Source organism: Asanoa ishikariensis (assembly GCF_900107455.1).
Classification (GTDB): Bacteria; Actinomycetota; Actinomycetes; order Mycobacteriales; family Micromonosporaceae; genus Asanoa; species Asanoa ishikariensis.
Map to the genome: position 1 here is coordinate 2,695,398 of NZ_FNQB01000001.1, position 13,225 is coordinate 2,708,622.

Here is a 13,225-nt window from a genome sequence, read left to right on the forward strand (position 1 = left end):
AGCGTCACGCCCGACCGGCAACTAGAACGACCGCTGCGCCTTCCTCCGCTGCGGGGCACGTCCGCGGGTCCTTCCGGGGCCCGTGCACAGGCTGCAAACGCGGAGGAGACAGGTTCATGACGACAGCCCAGGCGCCGACCGTGCCGGCCCACGTGCTGCCGCACCGCACGCCGGCCCAGCTACTCGCGATCGCCCGCAACGGCCTCGCCGAGGCCGCGCAGACCCGTCCCGACGGCCTGCGCTACGCCGCCGCACACCTAGCCGCCCTACGCGCGGCCGCCGCGATGCTCGCGGCCCGGGCCCGCCCCTCGCCGACCCGCCGCAACCGGATCACCAGCGTCTGGGCGCTGCTCGTGATGGTCGCGCCGGAGCTCGACGACTGGGCGACCTACTTCGCCGCCGGTGCGACCAAGCGCGCCGCCGCCGAGGCCGGCATCCCCCGGGTCGTGACCGCCCGCGAGGCCGACGACCTGCTCCGCGCCGCCGAGCAGTTCGTGGCCGTGGTCGAGGTCGCGCTCGGCATCTCCCATCAGCCCTCCCTGGACGGCCTGGCCGCCTAGGCCGGGTCTTGCCGCTCATCGCGGCCTGCGATTGGCCGGCTGCCGCCTGGCGGCGTCCCGGGCATCAACCCGGGTTCCCGGGCCACCACCAGACAACGCCTGGACTCCGTCTCGGCTCACGATGATCGGCCGGACCCGGCTTACCACCGCAACACGGCACAACCAGCACAACCAGCACGACGGGGGTGAGCGCATGGCGGGGCAGATGACGCTGGGATCAGCGGCATTGTCGGGTCTGGTCCGGCCGGCCAGCGCCGCGCCCGACGACGCGCACCGCACGTTGCCGGTGCCGGCCGAGCTGCGCGGGCTGCTGCCCGGGCGCGGCCTGCGCCGGGGCAGCACCGTGGCGGTGGGGACCGGCCCGCGCTCACCCAGCGGCGGCACCTCACTGGTCCACGCACTGATCGCCGAGGCGTCCCGGGCCGGTTCCTGGTGCGCGGTGGTGGGCGTGCCGGCATTCGGCGCGGTCGCGGCCGCCGACGGCGGCGTCGCCCTCGAGCGGTTGGCGCTGGTGCCCAACCCCGGCCCCGAATGGGCCACGGTGGTGGCTGCCCTGATCGACGGCGTCGACGTCGTGGTGCTCGCCGTCCCGACCCAGGGCGCCGTCGCGAGCACGGTCACCGCCCGGCTGGCCGCCCGCGCCCGGCAACGCGGCAGCGTCCTGGTGCCCTACGGCCAATGGGACGGCGCCGACCTCACCCTGCGCGTCACCCGCGGTCGTTGGGAGGGCCTGTCCGCAGGCCGCGGCCGGCTTCGCCGGCGAGAGGTCACCATCGTCGCGCGCGGCCGAGGCGCCGCCACCCAACCCCGCGAGATCACTGTCTGGATGCCGGGCTACCGCCCGCTGACCGGCACCGTCGCGATCGCACCGTTCGAACCCGTCGCCCTGCCAGCCCTGCACGCGGTCCCCGACCCGACCCCACCCGCCGCCGAGCTGCCGGGCCCGCCGTCCGGCGGCGATCAGGGCACTGTGGCGGGTGGCCGGGTTATGGGCAGGGCGCCGGGTTCGTCGCAGGCGAGCGACCGGGGTGTCGCGGCGGATGGCCGGGAGCCGGGCGATCCGCGGGCATCGTCGGGGTCCGGGTTGCCGGCTTCAGCCGAGGTTGAGCGGTCGTCTGGGTCCGTTGGCGGCGACGCGCCGGATCTGCCAGAGGGCCGGCCTGCCGGCGCTGACCCGGACGCGGGGTGGAGTGCGTCGTTGTTCGATCTGGTCGCGACCGGTGACCATGCTGGGCTGCCGAATGACACGGATCCGTCGGTCCGTGGGGAGCAGGATCCGGTCGATGACGAACTTTCGGTGGGCGTCCGGGAGATGGCCGCGACAGGCGGATCACCGCGGGCCGCGCACGACGAGCCGGCCAGCGCCGACTCTGCCGGCGCCGATCCGGCCGAACCGGAGCAACGGCCGCGGCTCAAGCTGGTCGCGGGCGGGGCCCGATGACCGGCCGGCGGGTCGCAGCCACTGGCGCTCCGGGTGCCGCGGGCGAGTCAGCCGCCACGGGCAAGTCGGGTGCCGCGGGCGAGTCGGTCACCACGGGCAAGTCGGGTGCCGCGGGCGAGTCGGCCGCCACGGGCAAGTCGGGTGCCGCGGGCGAGTCGGGGGCCGCGGGCAAGTCTCGCGCTGCGGGCCCGCCGGGTGCGGGGCAGGGCGTGGGTGTCGGGCGGGGTGCGGGCGGTGGGTGATGACGGTGCGGTGGCGCGTACCGCGGTGCTCTGGTGTCCGGACTGGCCCGTCATCGCGGCCGAGATCGTCGACGGGGTTCCGGCGACCGGTGCGGTCGCGGTGCTGCACGCCAATCGGGTGGTGGCGGCGTCCGAGGTGGCGCGGGCCGACGGCGTGCGGCGGGGGCTGCGCAAGCGGGAGGCGCAGAGCCGGTGTCCCGGCCTGGTCGTGGTCGACCACGACCCGGCGCGTGACGCGCGGGCGTTCGAGCCCGTCGTCGCCGCCGTCGAGGAGATGGTCGCGGGGGTCGAGGTGGTCCGGCCCGGGGTGTGCGGGTTCGCGGCGCGGGGGCCGGCCCGCTACTTCGGCGGGGAAGAACCCGCCGCCGAGCGGATCGTCGAGCACGTCGCGCAGGCGTGCGGGGTGGAGAGCCAGATCGGGGTCGCCGACGGCGGGTTCGCGGCTGGGCTCGCGGCCCGGGAGGGGCTGATCGTCGGGAGCGGGGAGACCGTGGCGTTCCTGGCGGGCCGGCCGGTCGAAGCGCTCGCCCGCCCGACCCTCACCGAACTGCTCCGCCGGCTCGGGATCACCACCCTCGGCGCGTTCGCCGGGCTGGGCCGGGGCGACGTGCTCGCGCGGTTCGGTTTCGACGCCGCGCTGGCGCATCGGCTGGCCGGGGGCGGTGACGAGCGGCCCCTCGCGGTCCGGCGGCCGCCGCCGGACCTGGAGGTCAGCGAGGACTACGGCGACGACCCGCTGGAACGGGTCGACGTGGCCGCGTTCGCCGCACGGATGCTCGCCGAGCGGCTGCACGAGCGGCTGGCCGGCTACGGGCTGGCCTGCACCCGGCTGTCCATCGGCGCGGTCACCGCGCACGGCCAGGAGCTGCACCGGGTCTGGCGGCACGACGGTCTGCTGACCACGGCCGCGATCGCCGACCGGGTGCGCTGGCAGCTCGACGGCTGGCTGTCGGGCACTACCCGCCGCGGCGCCCGGACCGCGCCGGCCCGGCCGACCGCCGGCATCATCCGACTGCGCCTCATGCCCGAGGGCGTGCTGCCGCACGCCGGACTCCAGCCTGGGCTGTGGGGCGAGACGGGGGAGGAGAAGGAGCGGGCGCACCGTTCGTTCAACCGGATCCAGGGCATCCTCGGCCCCGAGTCGGTGGTCACCGCCGTGCTCGGCGGCGGTCGTTCCCCGGCCGACCAGGTGCGCCTGGTGCCCTGGGGCGACGAGCTGACGCCCACCCGGCCCGCCGCGCCCTGGCCGGGCCGGCTGCCGTCGCCGGCCCCCGCGCTGGTGCTGCCCGCACCGCTGCCGGCCACCGTCCGCGACGCGGCCGGCGAGCCGGTCGGCGTGTCCGCCCGCCTGCTGGTCACCGCCGCACCGGCCCACCTCACGATCGGCAGCGGCCCGCCGGTCGAGATCGTCGGCTGGGCCGGTCCCTGGCCGGTCGACGAGCGCTGGTGGGCGCCCGCCGAGGCCCGCCGCCGTGCCCGGTTCCAGGTCGCCCTGGCCGACGGCAGCGCCTTCCTGCTCTCCCTGGCCGCCGGCCAATGGTCCGTGGAGGCCATCTATGACTAGGGATCTGTCTCGAAGTGCCGACCGGGCCGCGGCGGACCCAGGCGCTGCCTGGAACAACGCCGGTCACGACCGGATACGACACCGGTATCCGGCCGCGCCCGGAGTGGCCCCAGCCGGCGTCTGGGCCTCGCCTCGTTCCGGCCCCCACCTCGAGCCGGACCCCGACCAGCGGATCATGAACCGCTTCGCAAGGTCATCTCGATGTAATGGTTATGAAGACGCGGACCTGGCAGCGAAGCGCAGCGAGCGGTCCCCGGCGGGAGCGACGGTCGCGCCCACCGCGGACCCGGGACAGGCTCTTGCGTTCTTCGCTCCTGAGGTCCGGGGGTGTGCCCATGGGCTTCAATAACCCCGGCATCTCGTGGTCGCAGTTGGAGGGGACGCTCTCCGGTCGGCACCTGCACGTCGTCGACCCGCTGGCGGTCGACGCCGACGGTGGCGACTCGCCGGCGTGGACCCGCAAGCGCCCCCGTTACGAGCCGCCGCCGGAGCCGCCGCCCGAGCAGGGCACGGTGCCCTATGCCGAGTTGCACTGCCACTCCAACTTCAGCTTCCTCGACGGGGCCAGCCACCCCGAGGAGCTTGCCGAGGAGGCGCGGCGGCTCGGGCTGACCGCGCTCGCCATGACCGATCACGACGGCTTCTACGGTGTGGTGCGGTTCTCCGAGGCGGCGCGGGCGCTCGGGTTGCCGACCATCTTCGGTGCGGAGCTGTCGCTGTCCGAGGGGATACGGGGCCGGGACACGGTGATCCGGTCGGGCGAGCCCGACCCGCACGGGCGGCACCTGCTGGCGTTGGCGCACGGCCACGAGGGCTACGCGCGGCTGTCGTCGGTCATCGGGCAGGCCCAGCTCGACGGCGGTGAGAAGGGCCGGCCCGAATACGGCTCGCTGGAAGACGTCGCCGCGCAGCTGCGTGACCACGTGTTGGTGCTGACCGGGTGTCGCAAGGGGACGGTGCCGGCGGCGCTGCTCACCGAAGGGGTCGACGCGGCGGCGCGCGAGCTCGACCGGCTGGCGCGGCTGTTCGGGGAGGACAACGTCGCGGTCGAGCTGACCGACCACGGCGATCCGACCGACGGCGACCGCAACGACGTGCTGGCCGCGCTCGCCGCCCAGCGCGGGCTGCCGACCGTTGCCACCAACAACGTGCACTACGCCACGCCGGCGCGGCGGCGGCTGGCGACGGCGGTGGCCGCGGTGCGGGCGCGGCGCAGCCTCGACGAGATCGACCCGTGGCTGCCCGCCGCGGCGACCGCCCACCTGCGCACGGGTGCCGAGATGGCGCAACGGTTCGCGGCCTATCCGGGTGCCGTGGCGCGCGCCGCCGAATACGGGCGTGACCTGGCCTTCGACATCCAGCTCGTGGCGCCGAAGCTGCCGGACTACCCGGTCGATCCGGGCGAGTCCGAGATGGACCATCTGCGCAAGCTGACGATGGAGGGTGCGCTGGTGCGCTACGGGCCGCGGGCGGCCCATCCGGATGCCTACCGCCAGCTCGACTACGAGCTCACGATGATCGAGCAGCTCGGCTTCCAGGGCTACTTCCTGGTCGTCTACGACATCGTCAAGTTCTGTCGCGACAACAGGATCTACTGCCAGGGGCGGGGGTCGGCCGCCAACTCCGCGGTCTGCTACGCGCTGTGGATCACCAATGTCGACGCCGTCCAGCACGGGCTGCTGTTCGAGCGCTTCCTCGCACCGGAGCGCGACGGGCCGCCCGACATCGACGTCGACATCGAGTCCGACCAGCGGGAAAAGGTCATCCAGCACGTCTACACGAAGTACGGCCGGCGGCACACGGCCCAGGTCGCCAACGTGATCTCCTACCGGCCGCGGTCGGCGGTGCGCGACATCGCCAAGGCGTTCGGGTTCTCGCCCGGCCAGCAGGACGCGTGGAGCAAGCAGATCGACCGGTGGGGCTCGGTGGCCAAGATCGACGTCGACGACATCCCGGAGCACGTCGTCGACTTCGCCAACGAGCTGCAGACCTTCCCCCGGCATCTGGGCATCCACTCCGGCGGCATGGTGATCTGCGACCGGCCGATCATCGAGGTCTGCCCGGTCGAGTGGGGGCGGATGCCGGGCCGCACCGTGCTCCAGTGGGACAAGGACGACTGCGCCGCCGTCGACCTGGTCAAGTTCGACCTGCTCGGGCTGGGCATGCTGTCCGCGCTGCGCTACGCGTACGACATGATCGAAGACGAGCTCGACATCAGCACGATGCCGCTCGACGACCCGGAGATCTACGACATGCTGTGCCGGGCCGACTCGATCGGGGTGTTCCAGGTGGAGAGCCGGGCCCAGATGGCGACGCTGCCCCGGCTGAAGCCCCGCGTGTTCTACGACCTGGTGGTCGAGGTCGCGCTGATCCGGCCGGGCCCGATCCAGGGCGGCTCGGTGCACCCGTACATCCGCCGCAAGAACGGCAAGGAGAAGTGGGAGCACGACCACCCGCTGATGGCGAAGGCGCTCGACAAGACGCTCGGCGTGCCACTGTTCCAGGAGCAGCTCATGCAGCTCGCCATCGACGTCGCCGGCTTCGACGCGTCCGGCGCCGACCAGCTCCGCCGGGCCATGGGCTCCAAGCGGTCCGCCGAGCGGATGGCCGAGATTCGCGACCGGCTCTACGCGGGCATGGCCGCGCGGGGCATCACCGGCGCGCTGGCCGACGACATCTTCCTCAAGCTGTCGGCGTTCGCGAGCTACGGCTTCCCCGAGAGCCACGCGATGAGCTTCGCCTACCTCGTCTACGCCAGCTCCTGGCTCAAGCGCTACCACCCGGCCGCCTTCCTCGCCGCGCTGCTCAACGCCCAGCCGATGGGCTTCTACTCGCCGCAGACCCTGACCGACGACGCCCGCCGGCACGGCGTCGAGGTCCGCCGCCCCGACATCAACGCCAGCGACGCCCAGGCGATCCTGGAGTCCACCAGGGACACCCGCTGGGGCAGTGGGCCGGGCGAGCCGCCACACCAGTGGGGCCTGGGCGGTCCCGCGGTCCGGGTGGGCCTGGCCGGCGTACGCACGATCGGCGCGGAGCTGGCCGACAAGATCGAGCAGGAACGGGTGGCGGCCGGGCCTTATCGCGACATGTCCGACCTGGCCCGCCGGGTCGGCCTCACCACCGCCAACATGGAGGCCCTGGCCACCGCCGACGCCTTCGCCTGCTTCGGCCTGACCCGCCGCGAGGCGCTGTGGGCGGCCGGCGCCGCGGCCCAGGAACGTCCCGGCCGGCTACCCGGCACGACCGCCGCGACCCAGGCGCCGGTCCTGCCCGGCATGGGCGAGGTCGACCGCCTGGTCGCCGACGTCTGGGCCACCGGCCTGTCGCCCGACAGCCATCCGGCCCAGTTCATCCGCCCGCAGCTAGCGGCGATCGGCGCGATCCCGATCGCCCGCCTGGGCCGCTACGAGCACGGCCAACGCGTACGCGTCGGCGGCATCGTCACCCACCGCCAACGCCCGGCCACCGCCGGCGGGGTCACCTTCATCAACCTCGAAGACGAGACGGGCATGCTCAACGTCACCTGCTCACCGGGGCTGTGGCTGCGTTATCAACGGGTCGCCCGGCGCAGTGCGGCCCTGGTCGTCCGTGGGCAGTTGGAGATGGCGGAGGGGGTGGTCAACCTGCGCGCGGACCGGCTCGACGCCATCACACCCCCGGTCACCTCGGCATCCCGCGACTTCCGCTGACGAGGTCGGCGATCGCCTCGGCGACGAGGTCCGGGTGGCGGAGGGGGAGCAGGTGGTCCGCCTCGGGGATCACCGACAGCTCGCAGTGCGGGAGCCGCGCGGCCACCGCGTGGCCGCAGTCGACGACGCTCGGATGGTCGAGCCCGCCGATCAGGACCCGGCTCGGTGCGGTGATGGTGTGCAGCCGGTCGAAGGCGGGTGGGTCGGGCTGCTGCAGGTCGCCGCAGGCGACCATGGCCGCCACCGCCCCACCGACCTGAGCCCGGGCGGCCGGCCCGGGGTCGGCCCGCGCCCACGTCCGCAACCCGAGCTCGACCAGCCCGTCCCGGTCGTCCGCGGCGAACAGCGCCTCGAACCGCGCGAAGTAGTCGTCGGGAGGCCAGGGATAGTCCGCGACGCCAGGAGTGACGGGGAGAAGCGAAGCGACCCGCTCAGGGTGCGAGAGCGCCAACCCGATCGCGGCGGCCCCGCCGCCGCTGTGGCCGACTACTACGGCGCCGGCCAGATCGGCGGTGACCGCGACCAGGTCGTCGTGCCAACTGAACGGTCGGGTGGGTGCGGGCGAGCGCCCGTACCCCCGGTTGTCGTAGCGGATCGGTCTGATCGATCCGGGCAGCCGGTCGAGCACCCCGTCCCAGATGCTCGCGTCGCCCCAGCCCGGATGCACGAGGACCACCGGCGTGCCCGAGCCACCGGGATCGCCGACCCAGACCGAGTCGGCGCCGACCGCGAGGAGCCGCTCCACGGCCGGAGCCTAGCCCGGCACCGATCCCCGCTCGATGCCCGAGCGGGACCTCGGCCGCCGAGCCAGTGGTGGTGCCTAGCCCGGCACCGGCCTCGCTCGATGGCCGAGCAGGGCGTCGGCCATCGTCTCGCCGAGCCAGCGCTCGAACCGGTCCAGCGACCACCTCCGCCGGCGGACCAGGCGGTAGAGCACGTCCGGGGAGGTCAGGGTCCACAGGATGTCGGCGGCGTCCTCGACCGACAGCCCGGCGCGCAGGCCGAACCGGTCGGCCACGTGCTGGGCGATATTGGTGGTGCCGAGCGCGCGCTCGTTCTCGATCGTGTCGATGAACGTGCGGACCTCGCGGTCGCCGGCCGCGCCCTCGGTCAGCAGGATCGGCACCAGCGGACCGATCCGTTCGTAGATCTCGCGGCTCATCCGGGCGTACAAGGCCAGGCATTCGCGTCCGTCAGAGGCAGCGCGCAGGGCCCGCCCCGTCGCCCGGTCGATCATCGGGATCGGGTCCGCGTCGCCGGCGATGGTCACGTCGTACACGGCTTTGAGCACCGCCGCTTTGCCGCCCACCGTGTTGTAGACGGTCTGCACGCTCACCTGCGCCCGACCCGCGATCGCCTCGACGGTCGTGCCGGCGTAGCCCCGGCGGACGAACAGGGCCCGGGCCGCCTCGAGCACCCGCTGCCGCGTGGCGCGGGACTGCTCGGCGCGCACCGAGCTCTGGTAGCGCCGGGTGGTCACCCCACCAGTGTTCCCCGGCGGACCGCGAATCATTGGGACTGGAGTGATCCGTGAGCGGGTTCTGGCCAACGCGGATCGGCACGCCACGCCCGCCAAGCACGCGACCGTTAGGCTCGGCGCGTGGAGCGAACAACGGTCCGTCCCGGCCCCCGCACCGCGGTCGTCTGGCAGGTGCTGCGCCGCGAGCTCGACCGTGCCCCCGAGGGCGGCCTCACCATCCTCGACGTCGGTGGCGGCACCGGCGGCTTCGCGGTGCCGCTGGCCGAGGCCGGCCACCGCGTCACCGTCGTCGACGCCAGCCCGGACGCGCTCGCGGCGCTCAACCGCCGTGCCGTCGAGGCCGGCGTCGCGCCGCGCGTACGCGCCGTGCAGGGTGACGGCGACGCCTTGACCGGCCTGGTCTCCCCGGGCTCGGTCGACCTGGTGCTCTGCCACGCCGTGCTGGAAGTCGTCGACGACCCGCGCGGGGTGGTCGCCGCGATCACCGCCGCGCTGCGTCCCGGCGGCGCCGCGTCGGTGCTGGTCGCGTCCCGGGCCGCCGCCGTGCTGGCCCGCGCGACCGGCGGCCACCTGGCTGCCGCCGCCGCGCTGCTCGCCGACCCGGACGGCCGCACCGGCCCGCGGGACCTGTTGCGCCGCCGCTACGACGCGGACGGCGCGGCGGACCTGCTCCGCGGTGCGGGGCTCGAGGTCGAGGACATCCACGGCGTACGCGTGGTCGCCGACCTGGTCCCCGCCGCCGCGGCCGACGAGGACCCGCGGACCCTGCTGGACCTCGAGCTGGCGGCCGCGGCCCGGTCGCCGTACCGGGACATCGCCGCCCAGCTCCACCTGCTCGCCCGCCGCCCCGCCGACCCGGTATGAGCGAGTTCGACCAGGTCGTCCCGAGGTACGGCGCCGACAGCCTGATGGACGTGCTGCCGAGCGCGCTCGCGCACCTCGGCGTCCCGGGCGTCAGCGACATCCTCGGGTTGGAGCTCGCCGGCGTACGCCGGATCGCGGTCCTCCTGGTCGACGGCCTCGGCTGGCACCAGATCCCGACCGCGGCCCCGTTCGCGCCGACCCTCGCCGACCTCGCCGCCCGCGCCCCGCGGATGATCACGACGGGCTTCCCGTCGACGACGCCCACCAGCCTGGTCTCGCTGGGCACCGGCGTCAGCCCCGGCACGCACGGCGTACTCGGCTTCCGCGTCGCCATCCCCGGCACCGACACCGTCCTCACGCACACCCACTGGCGTAGCGACCCGGATCCCGCCGACTGGCAGCCGGTGCCCACGCTGTTCGAGCGGGCCGAGGCCACCGGGCTGGCCGTCAGCGTCGCGAACCGTCCCGAGTTCGCACACAGCGGCCTGACGGTGGCCGCCAACCGCGGCGCCGCGTACCGCTCCGCGTCCGACGTCGACGAGCTCGCCGAGGCGATGCTCAAGGGCCTCGGCGACGCCGGCTCGCCGCCCGCGCTGTCCTACGGCTACTACCCGGACCTGGACCGCTACGGCCACGTCTTCGGCGTCGACTCGGAGCCGTGGCGCGAGGCGGCGGCCCAGGTCGACCGCCTGCTCGACCGGGTCCTGCACGGCCTGCCCACGGACGCGGCCCTGCTGGTCACCGCCGACCACGGCCAGCTCGACGTGCCGGCACACCACCGGTTCGACTTCGACGCCGACCCGCGGCTGCAGGCCGGCGTCCGCGTCGTGGCCGGCGAGCCCCGGGTCCGCTACCTGCACACCTTGCCCGGCGCCACGGACGACGTCCTGGCCACCTGGACCGAGGTCCTCGGCGACGCCGCCTGGGTGGCCCGCCGCGAGGACGTCATCGCCCAGGGCTGGTTCGGCCCGGTACCCGACCGCAACGTCGAGCGCATCGGCGACGTGGTGGCCATCTGCCACGGCACCCACGCGGTCGTGGCGCCCCACTCGGAGCATGCGATCAAGGCGATGCTGATCGCCTACCACGGCGCCTACTCGGCGGTGGAGATGGAGATCCCGCTGCTGGTCGCGCGTCCTTAGGGCGACAAGCAGGAGGTCCCGGGCCCGTCGTGGTCCGGACCGTCGCTCCCGCCGGAGACCGCTCCGCTTCGCTGCGCTGCCAGGCCCGCGGCAGCCAAGCTCAAAGCCCGGCCCCGATGTCCGAATACGCGAATACCGGTTGCGCGAATTGATCATGCCGACGCGGCCTCCGGAGTTTCGTCGTACCCCCTGGTTAGCCTCTTCTCGTGGGACGCAGTCAGGTGGTGCCGCGCGGGGGTGACCCGCGGTTCGGGGCCGGTGCCGATGACACCGGGTGCCCGATCCTGCACGTCGACATGGACGCGTTCTACGCGTCGGTCGAGGTGCGCAAGCGGCCAGACCTGGCCGGGCGGCCCGTCGTGGTGGGCGGCATCGGTGTGCGCGGGGTGGTGAGCTCGGCCAGCTACGAGGCGCGGGCCTACGGCGTGCGCAGCGCGATGCCGACCGCGCGGGCGCGGGCGCTCTGCCCTGGTGCGGTGTTCCTGCCGGTCGACTTCGAGGCCTACGGAGAGGCCTCGCGCGCGGTCATGGCGATCTTCCACGACGTCACGCCACTGGTCGAGCCGCTCTCCGTCGACGAGGCGTTCCTCGACGTGGCGGGCGCGGCGCGACTACTCGGGCCGCCGGCCGCGATCGCCGCGTTGATCCGCCGGCGGGTGTCCGACGAGCTGGGGCTGAGCTGCTCGGTCGGCGTGGCGTCGACCAAGTTCGTGGCCAAGCTGGGCTCGGCCCGGGCCAAGCCCGACGGCGTCGTGGTCGTGCCACGTGACCAGGTGCTCGACTTCCTCCACCCGCTGCCCGTCGACGCCTTGTGGGGCGTGGGGGAGAAGGCGGCGGAAACCCTGCGCAGGCTGGGTCTCGCGACCGTGGGCGCGGTGGCCGAGGCGCCGGTCGGGCTGTTGCGGTCGGCACTCGGCGACGCCGCCTCGGCACACCTGCACGAGCTGTCCTGGGGGCGTGATCCGCGGCGGGTCTCGACGGAGCACGTCGAAAAATCGATTGGGGCCGAAGTTACTTTCGACACTGACGTCGCCGACCCCGAAGTGATCAAGCGTGCGCTCCTGGAATTGTCGACCAAGGTCGGTGTCCGACTACGACAGGCCGACCAGGCCGGCCGCACGGTGTCCATCAAGGTCCGACTGGCTGACTTCCGCACCGTCAACCGCTCCCGCACCATGGGCACCCCGACCGACGTGGCACGCGAGATCTTCGCTACCGCGTGGGCGCTCTACCAGGCGCTCAACCCCGGCGACCGGATCCGCTTGGTGGGGGTGCGGGTGGAGGGTCTGGCGATCGCATCGGGTGCCGCGCGGCAGCCGGAGCTCGGTGCCCCGGAGCACGGTTGGCGAGAGGCTGAAGCGGCCGCTGATGCGGCCGCTGCCCGATTCGGGCGGTCTGTCGTCCGGCCGGCCAGCCTCCTCACGGGCGAACGGCAGGAAATTCGACCCCGGCCGTCGGTCGTCCCGCTTTCCGACCCGCGAAGCCCCTCGTAGACTTGCGGGTAAGCAGTCGGTTGACTGTCACGGTCTGTCGGCCCGCCCGGGTCGACCTCGCGACCGGGGAGGAGTGCCGTGCCGCTCTCTGAGCACGAGCAGCGGCTGTTCGAGCAGATCGAGCAGTCGCTTGCCGAGGACCCAAAGTTCGCCTCGGCCGTGCGAGCCAGCGACCCGCGTTTCCACGCGCGCCGTCGTCTGCTCTTGGCCGCCGTCGTGATCATCGCTGGCTTGGCCCTGGTTGTCTTCGGCACGGTGAACAAGACACCGCTGCTCGGCGTGGCGGGTTTCGTCGTCATGCTGGGCGCCGCGGCGTTCGCCATGCAGTCGCACCGCAAGGGGCAGCAGCCCGACCTGCACGTCGTGGGCGGCACCGCCAGCCGCCGCACGCGCGTCCGGCGTTCGGGCCTGATCGACCGTCTCGAAGAGCGCTGGCGGCAGCGCCCGGAGGGACACCGCTGACGACCCGCTGAGGCGGCGTTCTGGCCGCCACACCGGGGCACTCTCTGGTGGCGTCGGACCATGCGTCCGACGCCTTTTTCTGGCTCCGGAAGGCCGTCCCCCGGTGCTCTTCCGCACCGCCGTGAACACCGACATCCCTGACGTCGCGGCCCCGCACGCCGACAGTTGGCGCCGCTTCTACCGGGGCGCCGAGAGCGACGAGTACCTCGACGGCGCCATGCCGCCGAAACGCCTGACCGCGTGGTCGCTCCGCTTCACCGCCCCGGACCCCGGCACGTGACGATC

11 protein-coding genes and 1 pseudogene are annotated in these 13,225 nt (G+C 73.9%); 10 read left to right on the top strand and 2 right to left on the bottom strand.

Annotated features, from left to right (window positions below):
- Nucleotides 1-116: 116 nt before the first annotated feature.
- The 5 genes and pseudogenes from BLV39_RS12730 to BLV39_RS12745 all read left to right on the top strand — a co-directional run bounded on the left by BLV39_RS12730 (nucleotide 117) and on the right by BLV39_RS12745 (nucleotide 7,499).
- Nucleotides 117-560: an SAV_6107 family HEPN domain-containing protein gene (locus tag BLV39_RS12730; protein WP_090790477.1), complete on the top strand. Its 444-nt coding sequence runs from the start codon at nucleotides 117-119 to the stop codon at nucleotides 558-560.
- 193 nt (nucleotides 561-753) lie between these two features.
- Nucleotides 754-1,506, top strand: a pseudogene (locus BLV39_RS12735) (hypothetical protein); the annotation flags it as partial.
- Between the two features lie 491 nt (nucleotides 1,507-1,997).
- A complete protein-coding gene (locus tag BLV39_RS42300; protein ID WP_143049739.1) occupies nucleotides 1,998-2,243 on the top strand; it encodes a hypothetical protein in 246 nt (81 codons plus the stop codon).
- On the top strand, nucleotides 2,236-3,807 hold the full coding sequence (locus BLV39_RS12740) for a DNA polymerase Y family protein (RefSeq protein WP_090791460.1): 1,572 nt from the start codon (nucleotides 2,236-2,238) through the stop codon (nucleotides 3,805-3,807). The genes BLV39_RS42300 and BLV39_RS12740 overlap by 8 nt, the downstream gene beginning before the upstream one ends.
- A gap of 335 nt (nucleotides 3,808-4,142) precedes the next feature.
- Complete coding sequence (locus BLV39_RS12745) at nucleotides 4,143-7,499, top strand: error-prone DNA polymerase (RefSeq protein WP_090790479.1); 3,357 nt, start codon at nucleotides 4,143-4,145, stop codon at nucleotides 7,497-7,499.
- On the opposite strand, the gene BLV39_RS12750 is transcribed toward BLV39_RS12745, so the two are convergent.
- Nucleotides 7,471-8,244: an alpha/beta fold hydrolase gene (locus BLV39_RS12750; RefSeq protein WP_090790481.1), complete on the bottom strand. Its 774-nt coding sequence runs from the start codon at nucleotides 8,242-8,244 to the stop codon at nucleotides 7,471-7,473. The genes BLV39_RS12745 and BLV39_RS12750 overlap by 29 nt on opposite strands.
- 75 nt (nucleotides 8,245-8,319) lie before the next feature.
- Nucleotides 8,320-8,979 (bottom strand): TetR/AcrR family transcriptional regulator, encoded by a 660-nt coding sequence (locus BLV39_RS12755; protein ID WP_204082908.1) that lies wholly within the window; start codon nucleotides 8,977-8,979, stop codon nucleotides 8,320-8,322.
- A 120-nt stretch (nucleotides 8,980-9,099) separates the two neighbouring features.
- Between BLV39_RS12755 and BLV39_RS12760 the strand changes: the two genes are divergently transcribed.
- The 5 genes from BLV39_RS12760 (at nucleotide 9,100) to BLV39_RS42960 (ending at nucleotide 13,220) form a co-directional block, all read left to right on the top strand.
- Nucleotides 9,100-9,843: a methyltransferase domain-containing protein gene (locus tag BLV39_RS12760; protein WP_090790485.1), complete on the top strand. Its 744-nt coding sequence runs from the start codon at nucleotides 9,100-9,102 to the stop codon at nucleotides 9,841-9,843.
- On the top strand, nucleotides 9,840-10,985 hold the full coding sequence (locus tag BLV39_RS12765) for an alkaline phosphatase family protein (protein WP_090790487.1): 1,146 nt from the start codon (nucleotides 9,840-9,842) through the stop codon (nucleotides 10,983-10,985). The genes BLV39_RS12760 and BLV39_RS12765 overlap by 4 nt, the downstream gene beginning before the upstream one ends.
- 206 nt (nucleotides 10,986-11,191) lie before the next feature.
- On the top strand, nucleotides 11,192-12,478 hold the full coding sequence (gene dinB, locus BLV39_RS12770) for a DNA polymerase IV (RefSeq protein WP_090790489.1): 1,287 nt from the start codon (nucleotides 11,192-11,194) through the stop codon (nucleotides 12,476-12,478).
- 78 nt (nucleotides 12,479-12,556) lie between these two features.
- Complete coding sequence (locus BLV39_RS12775) at nucleotides 12,557-12,940, top strand: DUF3040 domain-containing protein (RefSeq protein WP_090790491.1); 384 nt, start codon at nucleotides 12,557-12,559, stop codon at nucleotides 12,938-12,940.
- Between the two features lie 103 nt (nucleotides 12,941-13,043).
- Nucleotides 13,044-13,220 (top strand): hypothetical protein, encoded by a 177-nt coding sequence (locus tag BLV39_RS42960; protein ID WP_176984876.1) that lies wholly within the window; start codon nucleotides 13,044-13,046, stop codon nucleotides 13,218-13,220.
- Nucleotides 13,221-13,225 lie beyond the last annotated feature (5 nt).

Excerpts from the sequence above, each read along its gene's own strand:
- BLV39_RS12730 (WP_090790477.1), top strand. The coding sequence starts at position 117 with ATGACGACAGCCCAGGCGCCGACCGTGCCGGCCCACGTGCTGCCGCAC.
- BLV39_RS42300 (WP_143049739.1), top strand. The coding sequence starts at position 1,998 with ATGACCGGCCGGCGGGTCGCAGCCACTGGCGCTCCGGGTGCCGCGGGC.
- BLV39_RS12745 (WP_090790479.1), top strand. The coding sequence starts at position 4,143 with ATGGGCTTCAATAACCCCGGCATCTCGTGGTCGCAGTTGGAGGGGACG.
- BLV39_RS12765 (WP_090790487.1), top strand. The coding sequence starts at position 9,840 with ATGAGCGAGTTCGACCAGGTCGTCCCGAGGTACGGCGCCGACAGCCTG.